19 protein-coding genes are annotated in these 19,353 nt (G+C 39.7%); 18 read left to right on the plus strand and 1 reads right to left on the minus strand.

Annotated features, from left to right (window positions below):
• Position 1: 1 nt before the first annotated feature.
• From PBAT_RS03150 to PBAT_RS03195, 10 genes are all read left to right on the plus strand, one after another.
• Complete coding sequence (locus PBAT_RS03150) at positions 2–877, plus strand: carbohydrate ABC transporter permease (RefSeq protein ID WP_068646470.1); 876 nt, start codon at positions 2–4, stop codon at positions 875–877.
• Entirely contained in the window at positions 874–1,680 is an 807-nt protein-coding gene (locus PBAT_RS03155; RefSeq protein WP_068646472.1) for a carbohydrate ABC transporter permease, read from the plus strand. The genes PBAT_RS03150 and PBAT_RS03155 overlap by 4 nt, the downstream gene beginning before the upstream one ends.
• A 21-nt stretch (positions 1,681–1,701) precedes the next feature.
• Positions 1,702–3,747: a beta-galactosidase gene (locus PBAT_RS03160; RefSeq protein ID WP_068646474.1), complete on the plus strand. Its 2,046-nt coding sequence runs from the start codon at positions 1,702–1,704 to the stop codon at positions 3,745–3,747.
• 240 nt (positions 3,748–3,987) lie between these two features.
• Positions 3,988–5,868, plus strand: a complete 1,881-nt coding sequence (gene htpG, locus PBAT_RS03165) for a molecular chaperone HtpG (RefSeq protein ID WP_068646476.1) — start codon at positions 3,988–3,990, stop codon at positions 5,866–5,868.
• Between the two features lie 196 nt (positions 5,869–6,064).
• On the plus strand, positions 6,065–6,562 hold the full coding sequence (locus PBAT_RS03170; RefSeq protein WP_068646478.1) for a DinB family protein: 498 nt from the start codon (positions 6,065–6,067) through the stop codon (positions 6,560–6,562).
• Positions 6,563–6,645: 83 nt separating this feature from the next.
• The gene (locus PBAT_RS03175; RefSeq protein ID WP_068646480.1) at positions 6,646–7,635 is read left to right on the plus strand and encodes a helix-turn-helix transcriptional regulator; all 990 of its coding nucleotides are present in this window, start codon (positions 6,646–6,648) and stop codon (positions 7,633–7,635) included.
• A 28-nt stretch (positions 7,636–7,663) separates the two neighbouring features.
• Complete coding sequence (locus PBAT_RS03180; RefSeq protein WP_068646482.1) at positions 7,664–7,978, plus strand: putative quinol monooxygenase; 315 nt, start codon at positions 7,664–7,666, stop codon at positions 7,976–7,978.
• Between the two features lie 149 nt (positions 7,979–8,127).
• The gene (locus PBAT_RS03185; RefSeq protein ID WP_068646484.1) at positions 8,128–8,595 is read left to right on the plus strand and encodes an ASCH domain-containing protein; all 468 of its coding nucleotides are present in this window, start codon (positions 8,128–8,130) and stop codon (positions 8,593–8,595) included.
• Positions 8,592–9,281, plus strand: a complete 690-nt coding sequence (locus PBAT_RS03190) for a pseudouridine synthase (RefSeq protein WP_068646486.1) — start codon at positions 8,592–8,594, stop codon at positions 9,279–9,281. Before PBAT_RS03185 ends, PBAT_RS03190 begins: the two co-directional genes overlap by 4 nt.
• Positions 9,282–9,526: 245 nt before the next feature.
• Positions 9,527–10,219: a 4'-phosphopantetheinyl transferase family protein gene (locus tag PBAT_RS03195; protein WP_068646488.1), complete on the plus strand. Its 693-nt coding sequence runs from the start codon at positions 9,527–9,529 to the stop codon at positions 10,217–10,219.
• 118 nt (positions 10,220–10,337) lie between these two features.
• Here PBAT_RS03195 and PBAT_RS03200 read toward each other — a convergent pair whose 3' ends face one another.
• On the minus strand, positions 10,338–11,834 hold the full coding sequence (locus PBAT_RS03200; protein ID WP_068646490.1) for a stalk domain-containing protein: 1,497 nt from the start codon (positions 11,832–11,834) through the stop codon (positions 10,338–10,340).
• A gap of 369 nt (positions 11,835–12,203) precedes the next feature.
• Between PBAT_RS03200 and PBAT_RS03205 the strand changes: the two genes are divergently transcribed.
• From PBAT_RS03205 to msrB, 8 genes are all read left to right on the plus strand, one after another.
• Entirely contained in the window at positions 12,204–12,527 is a 324-nt protein-coding gene (locus tag PBAT_RS03205; RefSeq protein ID WP_420848722.1) for a DUF3934 family protein, read from the plus strand.
• Positions 12,528–12,742: 215 nt separating this feature from the next.
• Positions 12,743–13,891 (plus strand): polysaccharide deacetylase family protein, encoded by a 1,149-nt coding sequence (locus PBAT_RS03210; RefSeq protein ID WP_084402806.1) that lies wholly within the window; start codon positions 12,743–12,745, stop codon positions 13,889–13,891.
• A gap of 185 nt (positions 13,892–14,076) precedes the next feature.
• Positions 14,077–14,976 (plus strand): FUSC family protein, encoded by a 900-nt coding sequence (locus tag PBAT_RS03215; RefSeq protein WP_084402808.1) that lies wholly within the window; start codon positions 14,077–14,079, stop codon positions 14,974–14,976.
• A 55-nt stretch (positions 14,977–15,031) separates the two neighbouring features.
• Positions 15,032–15,967 carry a DUF4261 domain-containing protein gene (locus tag PBAT_RS03220; protein ID WP_068646494.1) on the plus strand — a complete coding sequence of 312 codons (936 nt, stop codon included), beginning with the start codon at positions 15,032–15,034 and terminating at the stop codon, positions 15,965–15,967.
• 124 nt (positions 15,968–16,091) lie between these two features.
• On the plus strand, positions 16,092–16,715 hold the full coding sequence (locus PBAT_RS03225) for a spore coat protein (RefSeq protein ID WP_068646495.1): 624 nt from the start codon (positions 16,092–16,094) through the stop codon (positions 16,713–16,715).
• A 168-nt stretch (positions 16,716–16,883) separates the two neighbouring features.
• Positions 16,884–17,618, plus strand: a complete 735-nt coding sequence (locus PBAT_RS03230; RefSeq protein WP_068646497.1) for a cytochrome c biogenesis CcdA family protein — start codon at positions 16,884–16,886, stop codon at positions 17,616–17,618.
• A 5-nt stretch (positions 17,619–17,623) separates the two neighbouring features.
• Entirely contained in the window at positions 17,624–18,178 is a 555-nt protein-coding gene (locus tag PBAT_RS03235; RefSeq protein ID WP_068646499.1) for a TlpA family protein disulfide reductase, read from the plus strand.
• A gap of 26 nt (positions 18,179–18,204) precedes the next feature.
• The gene (gene msrB, locus PBAT_RS03240) at positions 18,205–19,332 is read left to right on the plus strand and encodes a peptide-methionine (R)-S-oxide reductase MsrB (protein WP_068646500.1); all 1,128 of its coding nucleotides are present in this window, start codon (positions 18,205–18,207) and stop codon (positions 19,330–19,332) included.
• Positions 19,333–19,353: the final 21 nt, after the last annotated feature.

Raw genomic sequence — 19,353 nt, forward strand, 5'->3', positions numbered from 1 at the left:
CATGAAGAGTAAATGGAAGAACGCGTCACTCACAGGTTGGCTATTCGTTGCCGTGCCAGCTGGGCTGATTCTATTATTTAGTTTCTATCCAATGTATCAATCCTTATTACTATCGTTTCAGTCGGGTAAGGGATCTGTTTATAATTACGTCGGTTTCAATAACTATGTAAGGTTATTTTCTGACCCTATCTTCAAACAGGCTACATTTAATACGTTATTATATCTTGCGATTCAAGTTCCCATTATGTTGATACTTGGTCTTGTGATTGCCAACTTATTAAATAAACCCAATCTACGATTTAAAGGCTTTTATAGAACAGCAATCTTTTTGCCTTGTGTAACTTCGTTAGTCTCTTATTCCATATTGTTTAAGAGTATATTCGCAGTGGATGGCATTGTTAATCAGTTGCTGATGAAGATGAATATGATTGATGTCCCAATCGCATGGTTGTTAGATCCTGTGTGGTCGCGCGTCGTTATTATAGTTGCCATTACTTGGCGCTGGACAGGCTATAACATGATTTTCTATTTATCTGCTATGCAAAATATTGACCCTAGCATATATGAAGCGGCATCGATTGACGGCGCATCGAAGACAAGACAACTGTTTACGATGACAGTACCCTTATTGAAGCCAATCATTCTACTTACGATGATTACATCGACTAGTAGCACACTGCAATTGTTCGATGAGGTCGTTAACATCACAGCTGGTGGACCAGGTAATGCGACCATGACGATATCTCAATATATCTACAATTTATCGTTTATGTATACGCCGAACTTTGGTTATGCAGCGACCGTATCTTATGCAATTGTGTTTATGGTAGCTGTCCTTGCCTTTATTCAGATGAAAGTTGCAGGTGACAAGAAATGAAGCGCATAAGATTGATGATGGTTCACACGTTCTTGATACTAGCTACGGTTTGTTCGCTGTTTCCATTCTTATGGATGCTGGTCGGAATGACAAACAGTTCATCGGATATTGTAAAAGGGAAGTTGAAAATAGGTAATATGCTATCTACAAATATTAATAAGCTTTTGGAGATAACAAGTCTTGGTAACTCATTTAAAATGTCGCTTATGATCGCGGTTATAGGAACATTGTGTACATTGGTGCTATGTTCTATGGCTGGTTATGGATTTGAAATCTATCGCACGAAAGGTAAAGATCGATTGTTTGGAGTGCTACTTCTCTCGATGATGATGCCATTCGCAGCTGTGATGATTCCAATGTTCCGGATGTTCAGCCAAGCGGGATTGTTGAATACGTCTACTGCGGTGATATTACCGTCGATGACGACGGCCTTTATGATATTCTTCTTTATGCAAAATACGAAATCGTTCCCACGTGAGCTACTTCAGGCAGGACGAGTGGATGGACTTGGTGAATGGAGTTTATTCTTCCGAATCTTTGTCCCAACGATGAAACCGATCTATGCCGCAGCATCCATCATTACCTTTATGAATTATTGGAATAGTTTCATGTGGCCGTTAATCGTGTTGCAGACGCAGGATAAGAAGACACTTCCGTTGGTTGTATCTTCGTTAGCCTCATCGTATAATCCAGATTATGGTGTTATTATGGTAGCCATTGTTATTACGACTGTACCGACGTTAGTTATTTTCTTCTTAATGCAGAAGCAATTTGTGCAAGGTATGTTAGGATCAGTGAAATAAAGCGAAGAGGTGGATATTACGGTGAATCAGTTAGTTGAAAAAGGATTGTTGCATGGCGCCGATTATAACCCAGAGCAATGGCTCAAGTACCCAGAAGTATTGGCGCAAGATATTGAACTCATGAAACAAGCTGGATGCAATGTGATGTCAATCGGTATATTCTCTTGGGCTATGCTTGAGCCACAGGAAGGTTGCTATGAATTTGATTGGCTAGACGATGTGATTCAAAGGTTGCATACCAATGGTATATCTGTCATTCTCGCTACACCTTCAGGCGCACGTCCAGTATGGTTAGCGCAGAAGTATACTGAGGTACTGCGCGTATCGGAAACGAGACAGCATGCATTATATGGAGGTCGTCATAACCACTGTTATACGTCACCTGTATATCGTGACAAGATCATGCAACTGAATAAGAGGTTGTCAGAGCGTTACGCGCATCATCCAGCTGTAGTGTTATGGCATATATCGAATGAGTATGGTGGAGAATGTCATTGCTCGTTGTGTCAGGCTGAATTCCGAAGCTGGTTGCAAGAGAAGTATGGTTCACTTGATCAATTGAATGAACAGTGGTGGACGACATTCTGGAGTCATACGTATTCGGATTGGTCGCAGATTGAATCCCCATCACCACAGGGAGAGAGTGCAACACACGGGCTTAATGTGGATTGGAAACGATTCGTAACGGACCGTACCATTGATTTCTTGGAGCATGAAGTCCGTGCAGTTCGATCCTACCATCCAGAACTCCCTGTAACCGCTAATTTTATGTATTACTATGATGGATTGAATTACTTCAAGTTCAAGGATGTCATTGATATTGTATCATGGGATAACTATCCAACATGGCATAAAGGATCAGATCTTGATATTGCAATTGATACGGCTATGTTTCATGATATGATGCGTTCGATCAAGAACAAGCCCTTCTTATTAATGGAGAGTTCGCCAAGCTCAACGAATTGGCAAAGCGTGTCTAAGTTGAAAAAGCCAGGCATGCACATTTTGTCCTCCATGCAGGCGATTGCACATGGATCTGACTCGGTACAATATTTCCAATGGCGGAAGAGTCGTGGCTCTAGTGAGAAGTTTCATGGTTCTGTCGTATCTCATGATGGCGGTAGTCAGACGCGTGTATTTCAAGAGGTAGCTAAGCTAGGGGAGATGATGAAGCAGCTCCCTGATGTGGCTGGTTCACAGACAAAGTCTGAAGTAGCTATCATCTATGATTGGGAGAATAAGTGGGCAATTGAAGATTCACAAGGTCCACGCAACATTGGAATGGGCTATAAAGAAGCGGTTCAATCCCATTATCGTTCCTTCCACCAACAAGGGATCGCAGTAGATTTTGTAGATATGGAATGTGACTTCGCAGGCTACAAGTTGGTCGTCGCACCGATGATCTATATGCTTCGTGGAGACATTGAACGTAAGCTACAGGCATTCGTCCACCAAGGTGGCACCTTGGTGCTCACGTATTGGAGCGGAATCGTGAACGAGAATGACCTCTGTCATCTAGGTCCCGTTCCACATCAATTGACTGATGTTGTGGGTATTATTTCCGAGGAGATCGATGGTTTATACGATCAGGAGCACAATAACGGCAAAGTAGTGATGGCGTTTGGTAATGGCAAGCTTCAGGGTGAATACCGTTGTAGCATGTTATGCGATCTTGTTCAATTGAATGGCGCGAAGGTGCTTATGGAGTACACTGAGAATTTCTATGCAGGTAAGCCTGTTCTTACACAGCATAGCCTTGGCAGTGGGGAAGCTTACTATATTGCGACTCAATTTGAACAGTCATTCTATGATGATTTCTATGGAGAATTGATTGATCGTATGGATTTACATCGCGTTGTTGATGTAGCGATTCCAAATGGCGTATTGATAGACTCACGTACAAGCGAGAATGCAGAGTTTCTATTTATTCAAAATTATTCTGCAAACGAGCAGTCCATCTCCGCATTAGGGGAAGAATGGCATGCTGTCACTCGTGAGGTAGTATTACATGAGGAATTTAAGATTGAACCATATGAGGTGCTGACAGTAAAGCGGCCAGTTGGGTAATAAATCATGACTTAGATTCTATACATTGCAGGAAGCCACCCATGTTCAATTGAGCAGGGTGGATTTTTTTATAACAATAGATGTTGCAACAATAATCACGATGTGTAAAAATAAGAATTAGCACTCTACCTATCGAAGTGCTAATTGTTTGAAAGAGCGATTTTAAGTATAAACTTACAGCATGTATTATTAACTAGAAGACAACTCTATTTGTTCATATTGAAAGGGGAACTATTATTCATGGCTAAGCAAGAATTTAAAGCAGAATCGAAAAGATTACTAGAAATGATGATTAACTCCATCTACACGCAAAGAGAAATCTTCCTAAGAGAGCTTATTTCGAATGCCAGTGATGCGATCGATAAAATGTACTATAAAGCATTAGTTGATGAGGAAATCGTATTTAACAAGGAAGATTACTATATCAAAGTAACAGCAGATAAGGCTAATAGAACGCTTACGATCTCTGATACCGGTATGGGGATGACACAAGAAGAGCTTGAGAACAATTTGGGTGTGATCGCGAAGAGTGGTTCATTAGCATTCAAGAAAGATAACGAAGCGAAAGATGGACACAATATCATTGGTCAATTCGGTGTTGGGTTCTATTCAGCCTTTATGGTAGCTGATGTGGTTACAGTAATTAGTAAAGCATTAGGTAGTGATGAAGCTTTCAAATGGGAATCTGAAGGCGCTGATGGGTACACGATTGTGCCATGTGAGAAGGATACTGTAGGTACTGAGATTATTCTGAGCATTAAAGAGAATACCGAAGATGATCAATATGATGAGTATCTTGAAGAATACCGTTTGAAAACCATCATTAAGAAATACTCGGATTTCATTAAATTCCCGATTAAGATGGATGCCAAAGGACAACGACCTGTAGAAGGTAGCGAAGATGAGCTAGAGGAAGTTATTGAAGAAGAAACCATCAATAGCATGGTTCCGATCTGGCGCAAAAATAAGAATGAGCTTACAGCAGATGATTATAATAACTTCTATGCTGAGAAACGTTACGGTTTCGATAAGCCTCTCAAACATATTCATATCAGTGCCGATGGTGCTGTAGTCTATAATGCCATTCTATTCATTCCGGAGAATACACCGTTTGACTATTACACCAAAGAGTATGAAAAAGGCTTAGAATTGTATTCCAATGGTGTGTTGATCATGGACAAGTGTTCTGACTTGCTACCTGACTTTTTCAGCTTTGTTAAAGGGATGGTTGATTCAGAAGATCTATCTCTGAACATTTCCCGCGAAATGCTTCAACATGATCGTCAGTTGACGCTCATTGCGAAGAATATTAAGAATAAGATCAAGAGTCAATTGCAAAGCCTATTGAAGGATGAGCGCGAGAAATATGAGCAATTCTTTAGTGCCTTTGGTAGACAGTTGAAATTCGGAGTATACAATGAATACGGTATGAATAAAGATTTGCTACAAGACTTGTTGATGTTCTTCTCTTCCAAAGAGAAAAAGCTGGTTACTTTGGATGAATACGTAGCAAGAATGCCTGAAGATCAGAAGTACATCTACTATGCATCTGGTGATTCCATGGAAAGAATTGATAGACTGCCACAAACAGAGATCGTAACAGATAAGGGTTATGAGATTCTATACTTCACAGATGATATCGATGAATTCGCGATCAAGATGATCATGAGTTATAAAGAGAAAGAATTCAGATCTGTATCAAGCGGTGATCTGGGTATCGAAGTTGATGAGAATGACAAGCCTACGGAAGCTGAAGAGAACGATAACAAGGAGCTCTTCGAAGCGATGAAGGGTATCCTAACGGATAAAGTCACTAACGTGAAAGCGTCGAAGAGACTGAAATCCCATCCGGTATGTCTATCTTCTGAAGGTGAGTTAACCATTGAAATGGAAAAAATCTTAATGGGAATGGCTAACGGTCAAGATGCCAAAGCCGATAAGGTATTGGAAATCAACGTTAATCATGAAGTGTATCAATCCTTAAGAGATGCTTATGCCAACGATAAAGACAAACTAAGTTTGTATACGAACCTTTTATACAATCAAGCGTTGTTGATCGAAGGATTGCAAGTTGTTGACCCAGTACAATTCACAAATGATATTTGCAAAATAATGAAATAATATAGTAATTTTCACTGATAAGTATTGAAAATAACCCGTTCTGGTATATACCTGAGCGGGTTATTTATTGTTCAATAGTTTGAAGTTGAATACTTCACCAGTGTTGTAGCGTATATCTTCACTGACCATAGATGTCAGTGAAGGTGAATTATAGTAGATATATGAACAATATATTGAAGTGCTGGAGGAGAAGTGTATGTTTGTAAGAATAGATGATTTTGTTGCAGAGTGGATTAGAGAGTCTGAAATCACTGAACGCGTGCTTAAGGTATTGACGGATGAATCGTTATTGCAGGTAATTGCTTCTGACTATCGAACGTTAGGAGAGATTGCTTGGCATCTTGTGGAGTCGGTCAACTATCTGACAGCGATGGGATTGTCTTTTGAGGCTCCTTCGAAGAGTGAGCATATACCGCCGTTGGCAAAGTCCGTTCTTGATGAATATGGTCGTATCAGTAGGGACATGATTCATGCCATAAAGTCACAGTGGACAGATACGAAACTTACAGAGACCATGAATATGGGGGGTGAGAAATGGATGAACGGTGCATCACTGCGTTTCGTAATTATGCATCAAGTACATCATCGCGGACAGATGACAATTCTTATGCGCCAGGCTGGGTTACGTGTGCCTGATGTATACGGTCCAACACGAGAGGATTGGGTGGCAAGAGGAATGGAACCACTACGATAGAAAGATTGCATATCCGGAGTTGAGTATCGTCCAGATAATGGGTATAATTCAATCCAATAAAGCAGAAAGGTGTCGGTAACTTTATGTCGAAAGCAGATAATATGCTCTCTATACTATGGTTGCTGAAGTCAGGAAAGCAAAAGACTGCTCAGCAGCTTGCGGATGAATTGGAAGTACATATTCGAACGGTATACCGATGCATTGATTCTCTTTGTGCAAGTGGGGTGCCTATTATCGCTGACTCCGGACATTATGGTGGATACCGGATACTAGAGAACTTCTCAGAATCCCCGTTAATGTTTGATATGGACGAGCAAAAAGCGCTCATACAAGCATCTACTTTTGCGAAAGAGGCGGGTTATCCGTTCGCAGAAACGTTGAACCGTGCAATTGATAAATTAAAGTTATATACAAATGAGGAACAATTGGAGCATATGGAGCGACACTCAGATGGATTATCCGTGATTCATCCTCCAGTCGATGTGTTCCAACAATCGTCTCTACAACAATTAGAGTTAGCTGTTGCCAATAACCGAACATTGGAAATGCAATATACGAGTGGGAAAGATGAGTTATCCTGTGTGAGAAGTATCGATCCTTATGGAATCATATATTGGAAGGGGCATTGGTACGTCGTTGGGTACTGTCATAAGCGGCAGGAACCGCGTAGCTTTCGCGTAGATCGTATCCAATCATTAGAACTGACACAGTATTACTTTCAGAGACCAGAGGATTTCTCGGCGCGGGACTTTCTGATAAGCAGCCTGCTCCCTAATTCTCTCGAATCGGAATCGCTTATAATAGTAAGGATTCAGGGTTATGAACAAGCACTTAACGATTTATGTCAACATTGGTTATTTGGACATGCGCTCATAGAACGTTCTCCTACAGTAGCAGAATTTAAATTGGGTATGGAATCACTTATGACGTACGTGCCATATTTTCTACTCCCTTATGGGAAGTCGATTACCATTATCGAGCCTAATGTACTTCTGAAGAAGATGGTGGAAGTGACCTTGGGACTAGGGGAATACTACCGGGAAATGGACAGTACACGAACCGATTCCATATGAGCCTAATACATAGCAAAGGATGATAAACATGATCAAATTTGGATTGTTCGGTAAAGTCATTGCCCACGCAGGGCAACGAGACGCTCTCGTTAAAGTGCTCTTAGAGGCTGCAACGCTAATGGAAACTGTTGAAGGTTGCGAATTGTACATCGTCAACATTTCCGATAGTGAACCTGAAGCAGTATGGGTGACGGAGATATGGCGTGATGAATCTGATCATAAGGATTCGCTTATGATAGAGGAGACTAAAGCGATCATTCAACGTGGAAGACCTTTGATTGCAGGCTTTGGAGAACAAACCAAGTTGTGTCCTGTGGGAGGGAAAGGTTTTTTTGAGGGTTAGTCTTGAGTCATAATCCAAGGTAATTAACTCATTCTCTTGATTATTCAGATAAGGTAACACTTCTTTGAATCCTGGCAATGTGCTATGATCCGAGAGGTGTTCTTATGTTAATATAGATGGTAAATAAAATAATAGATTGAGGTAATAGAATGGATAATAACTCTGCGAAACAACTGTGGGAACGATATGTGGTACTGAACCCGAATGTGCCCAACCATTATGACGCATGGAAATTTGGATATACAAATGAATTAGCTGATGAGCTATCGAATTTAGTATTATTAGGAACTAAAACAGCCACAGCCTCGAGCTATGAACTGTACGAAATAGAAAACGAGCCTCTTCCATTCGTAGGACAATATAATATTATCCTTGATGGCGACGACATAGCGAAGTCCATTGTAGTCACTACATCGGTGGAAGTTGTTCCGTATGATGAAGTGAGTGCTGAACATGCCTTTCTTGAAGGTGAGGGAGACCGTTCGTTGGAGTACTGGCGTGAAGTTCATGAAGCATTCTTCACGGAAGGACTTCAACAAATGAATCTTATTTTTAATTCGAAAATGCTTGTTGTTTGTCAACGGTTTCAGCTCGTGCATCGGTCTGATCAACTGTGAGAATCAATAAATACATCAGCGAGACGGGTTATTGTTCTAGGCGGGAGACGGATAGATTAATAGCATCTGGGAGGATTACAATCAATGATGTCACTTGTGAGCCCGGAGATGATGTCGTTGATGGAGACACGGTACTAATTGATGGTGCACCTATACCAAGTAGAGAACAACCTGTATATATTGCGTTGAATAAACCCATAGGGATTACTTGCACTGCGGCTCCACAAGTTAAAGGCAATATTATAGAGTTTGTTAACCATCCTTCTCGAATATTTGCTATTGGGAGATTGGATAAAGCCTCGGAAGGGTTGATCTTACTTACAAACGATGGTGATATCGTCAATAAAATGATGCGTGCAGAGCATGGTCATGAGAAAGAATATGTCGTGAATGTCGATAAACCAGTTACGGAACAATTCATTGAAGAAATGTCCCATGGGGTAGATATTCTTAATGTGACAACCAAACCCTGCGAAGTATTTCGAATGGGCGAGAGGGAGTTTCGCATCATTCTTACGCAAGGTCTTAATCTTCAAATTCGTCGAATGTGCAAGGCTCTTGGCTATCGCGTGTTAAGACTTGAACGTATTCGAATTATGAATATATGCCTTGAAGGTATAGAGCAAGGACAATGGAGAGATCTTACGCAAGAAGAGCTACAAGTACTTCATGATCAATTGAATTAGCAAATACACCAGCATCGTAAGAGATGGTGGTTTTTTTAATTCGGATATAAGAGGATCAAGTGAATAGTGGGTAAATTTTAGATGGCATAAGGAAACCTCTGGAACAGGCTTTTAGAAGGGGATCTAGAGAAGTATGTAGAAGTAATAGATAACATCATCGATAATGAGTAAGAATAGAGAATTCGTTGACAGCTATGTGCACGATGGGATGATGGAACTTAGATTTGGTGGAGGTTAATTACTCAATGGTAGGAATATATATCGTTAATATTAATACAGCAATAGATCCTTCCTTAATTAACAAAATGCTACCCTATTTATCGATAGATAGACAGAACAAAGTATCAAAACTCAGAATATTTGACGATGTTCACAGGTCAGTTATTGCAGAATTGCTAATAAGATCAATCATAATCGATCAACTAAATATTCCTAATAGTGATATTAGATTTGGCGAAAATACATATCATAAACCATATTTACAATCGCATTCTAATTTTGAGTTCAATCTTTCCCATTCAGGGGAATGGGTTGCTTGTGCGATAGATCATCATGTGGTTGGCATAGACATAGAACAAATGTTAGATATTAATTTGGAGATTGCCAAGCGGTTTTTTACACTAAGAGAATATGAGGATTTAATGCAGAAGGACAGCTCGGAGCAACGGAATTATTTCTATAAACTGTGGACGCTAAAGGAAAGTTATATCAAGGCTGTAGGTAAAGGGCTACATATTCCCTTAAATTCTTTCTCAATGGATATTAATGATAGGAATGAAATTACGATAGATAAGGAGCAGAATGATAGCCCTTATTTCTTTAATACAAGTCAAGTGAATTCAGATTATATGCTGTCAGTATGTAGTACGGCGAATCATTGCTCTACTCCAACTGTACTTCATGAAGAAGAACTCATAAACTCATTTCTTCTTTCTTAAGTGAGAGGAGATCGTGTTTACGTTGTCCATACGAATAGCAAAGACGGCAAGCACGAACTGCATGAAGCAGGGAGTGGCTTGCCGTTTTGGTTATGACTCGATGCATCTTTTGAACAGTCTATTTCATTGTAATGGAGATCTTGTCTGTTTGTTGTACCCAATCGACCTTTGCTCCGAGTGTTTCGCTAATGAAACGAAGCGGGAGGTAGGAAGTGCCATTTACGCCGAAAGGAGCATTTTGAAGATTAACAGCTTTGTTATTGACGGTCACTACTCCTGATTTGATATTGATACTTATCGTGAGAGGAGGCGTGCCCACGTCAGAACGTTTAATGGTTACGACTTTACTCATTTCCTCAAATGTAATCGTAGCCCCTAGCTTCTCAAATACGGAACGAAGCGGAATGAAGGCTTGAGAATTCCGAATAATGACACCCGTATTTAAAGCTACCGATTCTCCATTTAATTGAACTGAAATAGGTTTTTGCATGGGTACAGCATTGCTATGCATAAATTCGTAGTCTCCGTAACCTAACTGTCCATTCTTATTGACACCCCAACCCCAAAGCGTTCCATCGTTTTTTTGCATGATGATAGAGCGGTTTCCTTGTTTGATCAGATTAACATTAGAAGTCAGTAGCGTGAATTTTGCATTCACAGGTAGGGATGTACCTTCGATAGATGTTTCATAAACATCTCCTGACTGAGTCTGAACGATCAGAGAGCGTTCAACGACAAAAGTATCCTTTACATCTTTAATATTGCTTAATAATACTGGGGCCTTCCCGTCGTGATATGTTGTTCCGTCCGAGTAACCGGTTATCGTGACTCCCCAGAACCACAGGCGGGCTTGATCATCAATAGCCATATGTGAGTTACCATTGGATTTGATTATCTTAATGTTACGTAGTCCACTTATTACAGTAGGTATTGTATCTACCTGGGTATCTTCGTTAAATTGTCTTGTCCACGGCAATCTCCAGACGGTTCCGTCCTTCTTCAGTGCGATGTTTGTGGCAATAGAAGTAATATCATTGAGAGAGGCGATGCGTACAAAAGATTGTAATGCATTCTGATCATGCCATACTGTACCATCATCCTTCAGAAATATCGAACGTAATTCGCCTTCTCGCTTGCTGAAATCATAATAACTACTTATGTTAGTTACCTTGTCTATTCCCTTAATTTGAACAAATTGAGTAGGGTCTAATTTGCCATCGGTATGCACAGCTGTGTAGATTTTCCCATCGGCACCTAAGGCAAATAACTCATCTCCATAGGAATAATAAAATGTGCTAATATGATTTAGACTCTTGACCTCATTAATTTGAGTGCTTGATAATGATTGATTTCTTCCCATATACCAGATGGATCCATCCTTCTTCATAACATAATCATTACCAAAGGTAATCATTACATCTGTCATTCCTTGAAATTGCGTGGGAACGGATTGATTACCACCCCATACCCAATAGGTGCCATCATTTTTAACTAGTGACGTAGGGTCGAAGGATTGGATGTTGGAGGTCTTATCGACTGCAGCTGCAGAGACAGGTAGGCTAGATATTAAAGTAAGAACAACGATAAAGCTAAGGAAAACAGACCATTTTTTCATATTATACTCCTCATTGTTTATTGGGTTCTGAACTTATATCCACTGGATATATAGGATCTAGTAGGTTAGACGTAAACGATTGGATAAAAGTTGTGAATAAACCAAATTATACAAATAACCATAATCACCCACACCATTTATTATCACAAAATGAAGGGTTAAAATATATTTGATTAAGCCTGACGAGTGATTGTTGTTCTTGATTTCAATATAAATGTTTATTTTATGATGGTGGAATACAAAGTCATGGGTCAGATGATGCTATAATAGAAGAGAGTATGAATTCACTTGTTGCAAAAAGAGGAATATAGCATGTAATGAATATATCTAATTGGATAGAATGAACTAAAGACGAACACCCATATATTCATGATCATGATAAGTTCAGAAATTATAGAGTATGGGAGTAAGAACTTTAATTCAATCTATTGGGAAAGTGAAATAAGTAACTCAACATACGAAAAACTATGGAGTGATGATATGAGTAAAGCTAAGGGTGGAACAGGTAGAGGAACAGGTAGTAAAGGTTGGACGCGTTGGAACAAGACGGATAAGAAACAAACCGTTAAAAAAAATTATGGTGCCATTCGAGCTGCTGCTAAAGAGGCAGAAGCTAAAAAGAATAACAACAATAACAACAATAAAGCCGATGCCACTGTTAAAAAGCAGAACCCATCAGATGATTTTTTCTAAACACATGATGCTTATCATGTGAGAAACCCCTTGAAGAGTATCATTCTTCAAGGGGTTTCTTTGAATCTTTTCAAGCAAATGATCACTCATCTTGTACTTTCTTCTTCAATAAGTAACAATTCCTTTACTCCGGGGTTACAATCTATCAAATTTCAACTAGACTATCTATGTTATGGTTGCTATACAGAATCTACTATAGATAGGAGTTATCGCTAGTGTCTTTAAAGAAATTACCTTTTATTTGGTTATGTATGTTACTTATTGGTCTGTGTATGGGGAATACGGTAAAGGCATTAGATGTCTCTACGCTAAGGCTTAGTATTAATGATAAGGTTAGTGATATTGAAGCTGTTTCGATGCATAATACATTTTATGTTCCTTTGAGAGAGTTGTCAGAAGCGTTACATCTAGAGATGTCAGGGACGGTACATATTGTTACAATTACGGGGAATGAAGGTTCGTTGATCGTGTATCAACAAGATAATAAGGCTGTTATGTCCGATGGTAGAGAAGAGACGATTCAACCATTTAACCGTAATGGGAAGTTAATGATTCCTGTGCGCGTAGTATCCAACTATTTCGGATATAGTATCTCTTATGAATCCCAAGCAAACTTACTTAGAATACAAGACAGGACCGCTACACTTAGTAAGGAAGATTTTATAACGAAGTTCGCAGAAAAGCTGAAACCTAAAGAGCCGATTGAGAACCCTGTGCAACAACCAACCATCAAACCAACAGTACCTAAGGGGAAAGTCGTTTATTTAACGTTTGATGATGGTCCGACTGCAACAACAGGGCAGTTGCTTGATATTTTAGAAAAAAATCAGGTGAAGGCAACGTTCTTTATGATAGGAAACAATGTTCAGAAATATCCGAGTGCAGTTAAGCGAACATTATCTGATGGTCATGCACTTGGATTGCATGGTCTTACGCATGTGAAAGATAAGTTCTATAAATCACCAAGCGCAGCGTTAGCTGAAATGGACAAAGATAATCAGTATATTGAGAAAATTACAGGGGTTAGGTCTACAATCATTCGTCCACCGTATGGAAGTAAACCATATTTCACACAATCTTTCCGCAATAAAGTCCTTGGGCAGGGGTATCATTTATGGGACTGGAATGTTGATTCGTTGGATTGGAAATATAAAGAGGCGACTGCCTCGATCTACAACAGTGTCATGAATCAGGTTCATAAATTAGAGAAGTCAAAGGTGACACCAATCATTCTTATGCATGATCAGAAACCGACTTTGAAGGCACTTCCACAGATTATCGCATCCCTGAAGAAAGAAGGATATTCATTCGAGATTATTACCGAAGGAATGACACCTGTTAACTTTTGGGAAGATCAGCGTTAATTTCGTAAAAAGGAACAAGAACACAACTTAAGCTGAGGATGCTGGGTTGTGTTCTTTATTGTGTTATATCTATTGTGTTATATCATAACATGATGAACAGATATTAGTTAACGACATGTACTTGCAGAACCTCAAGCTACGAAGTATAATAGTTCTCTTTTCAAGTATAAATGTGAGGTGTCTGTGTGCAACAAACCATTGGAATGCGAAATATCAAAACAGCAATAGCCATTTTGGTATGCCTAATTATAGCTAACTTACTGCAATTACAATATCCGTTCTACGCTGCCATTGCAACGGTGATCTCGATGGAGAATTCTGTGACTAATTCTTTCGCAGCTGGAAAAAATCGCGTGATGGGTACCTTTGTAGGAGCTGGAGCGGGACTTTTTTTCGCCACTATACAGCCTGAGAATATATGGTTATGTGCTATAGGTAGCATCGTGGCTATTTATATATGTAATCTGCTAAAGTGGAATAAGTCCATTCCGATTGCTATCATTGTATTTTTGGCTATTATGTTAAATTTACAAGGCGATTCTCCACTTCACTACAGTATTAACCGGATTATAGATACGCTGATTGGTGTCGGTGTAGCCGTCATGGTGAATTATTTGGTGTTCCCTCCGAAATATGAGATTAACATTCGTAGAGCACGTAGATTGTTATCCAAAGAAATGGTGTATATTTTGGATCAACTGATGGCTAAGAAAGAGTTCAATCTAAAGAAACTTAGGGCTCAATTGAAGAAGCTAGAGATGTATTTAGATATCTCCAAGGAAGAATTTCATTTGATCAAAGATGGGGTTGATTCATTAGAGCACATCATCAATGAATTCGAATCCTATAAGTTAATCTATGAACATTTGAAAATGATTCAGAAATTAGATGGAGAACAAATTCTGAGTGTAGACAATATGTTAAGGCTGGGGATTTATCAATGTGATGTAAGTGGAGATGAAGAAGAGCTTCAAAGAGATTCACAATTTATTATTTATAACTATCATATTGATCGTGTTCTTAATGAACTTGAAAGTATGGGGCTTCCCCTACCTTATGGGGCAAAGATGGAAATGCTCGAATAAGGACTAAGCGGTTAATCAATTTACACAGTAAATAGCGACTAAATGGAGGGTTAACATGGCAAAAGGTTTATTTGCTCAAGGTGTTACCGTATTGTTGTCAGAATCAGTGTCTATTCATCAAATTAAGGATGTTCTACAACAGAAATACGATGTGGTGAATGTTAATGGGTCATCCGAGAAATGGGAGTTTAGTGGGCCGAGTTGTATGATTGCATATCGTCCAGAAGTACATGGCATCATAAACATTGATATTATAGATCGGCCGTGGCCTGATCATATGGGTGATCCCAAAGATGAATCTGCGTTGTTTGGTGCATGGTCTATGGGGCACTTCGGTCCACATACGCATCCGGGAAATCTTGAACGTGCATCTCTACAAGCTTGGGAATTTCCAGATGCAAAGTCAGCTACCGATGCGCATGTAGCATGTATTCGTATTCGTGTAACCTACGCGGCGGGGCGTATAAATGAGGATGCACCTATATTACCTGAGGACTATGAGTCTTTCCCAGAGTTACTTAAGATAACGGCTATCGCAAGGGAGTTGCTTCGATTGCCTGAGGCAATCTGCTACTTTAATCCCGCCGGTGAAAGTTTGGCTTCTGACGCCTTAATTGATGAGTTATTTGAGAGATATGAGGAGACGAATCTTGCGCCAATGGAACTCTGGTCGAATATTCGTATGTTTAATTTACCGCAAGAGGATTGGTTGTTGATGGACACCGTTGGAATGGAGCAATTGGATGTTAGGGATCAAGAAATTGTATTTGACCGCAACGTATACGATCCTAACGAAGCAGCAGACTTTCTACGAAACATTGCGAACTATTTGATGCAGAATGGTCCGGTAATTCAAGATGGTGATACGATTGACGGTATTGGTGGCGTGCATTGGCAGGTGTCAATTTCTCCAGAGAGCCTTTCCCAGCCAGCCAGAGAAGTCCTTCATTGGTCAGCACTTGATGGTAAGGAGAGACCGGAATTGCTATAATTAGAGTGCGTTCTACTGCGTAGTATAGGATATTTCCCAATATTTGTATGTATGATTCTGCACGAATTAACTCATCATAAGTTGGTTAGTGTAACAATCCAATTTAATAGAGGAGGCATTATTAATGCAGAATCAACAACTAAATAATAATCAATCTCAGTCTTCAGGGTTACAGAATATCAATCGTGGAGGACATGAGCTTTTAGATATGCATGAAGCATTATCTAGTACCATTGGTCTTTTAGATCAATTTGTGATCTATAGATCATTGGCTAAGGACAACGAGCTGTTGACAATTCTGAACCGTCAATACAATTTCATTCAGTCACATTACAATCTGACCGTGGAATGTTTCATATCGGGAAATAAGCCAAGTCATGATACTACGATGTATGCAATGCCTGAAACAGCAATTCAAGTTACCTACGGACTTACGCCAAGTCAGCCGAAAAAGCCAGTTCAATCTGTATCTGAAATTAAGGATGAACAGATTAGTGGATTTATGCTGGGAGCACTTAAAACGAATGCATCACTTCTGACTATGATAGCGGCTGAAGTGAATAATCCCGCAGTTCGTCGAGTGGTGGCTGCTCAAATAGAGAATTATACTGAGATGGCTTATGAGGTTTTCCTGTACCAGAATAAACATAAATACTATCAAGTAGCACTGTTAGACAATTCAGATGCTCAGCAAATGTTACATGCTTATGCTCCGGCCACAGCTCAACCACAAATCCCTATTCAGTAAAATCTGGAGAAGCGTATTAAATTTGAATTGATGTGAAACCCAAGCCCACAAGCTTGGGTTTCATTGCGTTATATGATGATTTTGTAGAAAGTGATCATGAGATTGAATGTTCTTGTTGGATGAAATACTTTAAAATTTTAATAAGTAAAGGAAGAGGAAGTGGTTACCGTGTTGACAGAACAGGTATACGTCGGAAGTGTATTTATTGCAGGGATTCTGTCCTTTTTCTCACCTTGCATTTTACCCTTATTGCCCGTATATTTAGCTTTTCTTGGAGGTTCAGATCTGGGAAATCAGTCTAAGATGATGAAGCTGGGAAAGCTTAAAGTACGCCCTCTTTTAATTGGGAATATGATCTTTTTTCTCCTTGGGATATCCACCGTCTTTATACTGTTGGGCTATGGTGCTGGAGCCTTTGGAAGTGTTATTGATAGTTCTTGGTTTATTGTCGTATGTGGGGCTATTGTCGTTCTATTTGGGATTTACCAGACAGGTGTCATTAAGCTGTTCTTCATGGAACGTGAGAAGAAATTACATTTAGAATTGAAGGGAAATAAAGGGTTGGTAGGTGCTTACCTGCTTGGATTCACATTCAGCTTTGGTTGGACGCCTTGTATTGGTCCAGTACTAGCGGCTGTTCTGAGCATTTCAGCAAGTGAGGGATCATCCGCGTTCGGTGGATGGCTAATGTTGATCTATACCTTGGGATTAGCGATTCCATTTCTTATCCTTTCCCTTTTCTCTGACTTATTACTGCAGCGATTGAAAAAATTATATCGTTACATGGGAACGTTGAAAGTGATTTCAGGTATCATCTTGATCCTAATGGGATTTCTGTTGATGACAAATAAGTTGAATATGATTACAACATTTTTTGAATTTAACAAGTCTATAGGAGGTTAGTTGTAATGAAAATAAGAGCGAAATGGATTAGTTTAATGGTAATATTATCCACAATGGTAGTTATTTCAGCATGCGGGAATAGCATCGCTAATAAATCAAGTCAAGATTCAGGTGCGGAACAAACTGCGACAAATCAAGGAAAGGCTGCACCGATGTTTGATCTCTTGGATTTGAATGGAAATGAAGTTGCACTGGCAGATCTTGCAGGAGATAAAGTATATGTAAAGTATTGGGCATCATGGTGCTCCATTTGCTTGGCGGGACTTGATGAACTAAATACATTGTCTGCTCAGGATAATGATTTCAAGGTCATCAGCATTGTAAGTCCTAACTTCAAAGGAGAACAATCGACGGAGGACTTCAGCAAATGGTTTAAGAAACAAACAACATATCAAGATATTACAGTATTAATCGATGAGGATGGAACATGGGCGAAGAAATTCGGTGTTAGAGGATACCCAACGTCTTATTATATTGGTTCAGAAGGGGTGTTAGCGAAGACTGCCCCGGGTCACAATTCTAATGATCAAATTATAAGTGCAATGAAAGAAATAAACTAATCATGAGAGGACTAGGAGGAAACATAATGAAACGATTATCATGGATAGGTCCATTATTATTACTGCTACTACTTGCGACGGGTTGTTCGCCCCTTAATGGAACGAAGAGTGAAGTAAATGCAAGTACAACAACCCCTTCATCTAATAATCCTAATGCCACAGTAGATTACTCTAAGAGTGAGCTTAGTACAATTTATTTGGCAGGAGGATGCTTCTGGGGTGTAGAGGCGTATATGTCTCGTATCTATGGTGTCAGTGACGTCACATCAGGTTATGCTAATGGGACAGGTGAGGATCCGACGTACGAGGATGTAATTCAAGGGGATCGTGGGTTTGCTGAAACCGTAGAGGTGAAGTATGATCCGAAGCGAGTTACACTAACGGATCTCGTATCCAAATATTTCAAAGTGATTGATCCAACAAGCCTAAATAAACAAGGAAACGATAGAGGTGTTCAATACCGCACAGGTATTTATTACAAGGATAAGGCAGAGGCGTCTATCATTTCCGCTGTGGTGGAGCAAGAACAAGATAAATATGATAAGAAGATCGTTACCGAAATCTTACCCCTCACTAACTACTATTTGGCAGAGGAGTATCATCAGGATTATTTAGTTAAGAACCCGAATGGGTACTGTCATATTGATCTAAGCATACTGGATGATCAAGAGATTCCAGCAGAAGAAGAGGACGTAATTCAGATCGATGCAACAATGTACCCTAAGCCAAGTGACGAGATACTCAAAAGTAAACTAACGGATGAACAATATCAAGTCGCAGTGTTGAAAGATACGGAGCATGCCTTTTCGAATGAATATTGGGATCAATATGAACCGGGTATTTATGTGGATGTAGCGACGGGAGAACCACTCTTCTCAAGTCGCGATAAATATGATTCTGGTTGTGGATGGCCGAGTTTTACTAAGTCGATTATTCCTGCTGTCGTTACATATCATGAAGACACGAAATATGGGATGGTCCGTACAGAGGTAAGAAGCAGAGCGGGCGATATTCATCTGGGTCATGTATTTGATGATGGACCACAAGATAAAGGTGGCAAAAGATATTGTATTAATAGCGCGTCAATCAAGTTCGTTCCTCTTGCAGACATGGAAAAGGAAGGCTACGGATATGTTACTATAGCAGTAGAATAATACAGAAATGGAGTCTTTGGT

This window comes from Paenibacillus antarcticus, assembly GCF_001637225.1.
GTDB classification, from domain to species: domain Bacteria; phylum Bacillota; class Bacilli; order Paenibacillales; family Paenibacillaceae; genus Paenibacillus_AQ; species Paenibacillus_AQ antarcticus.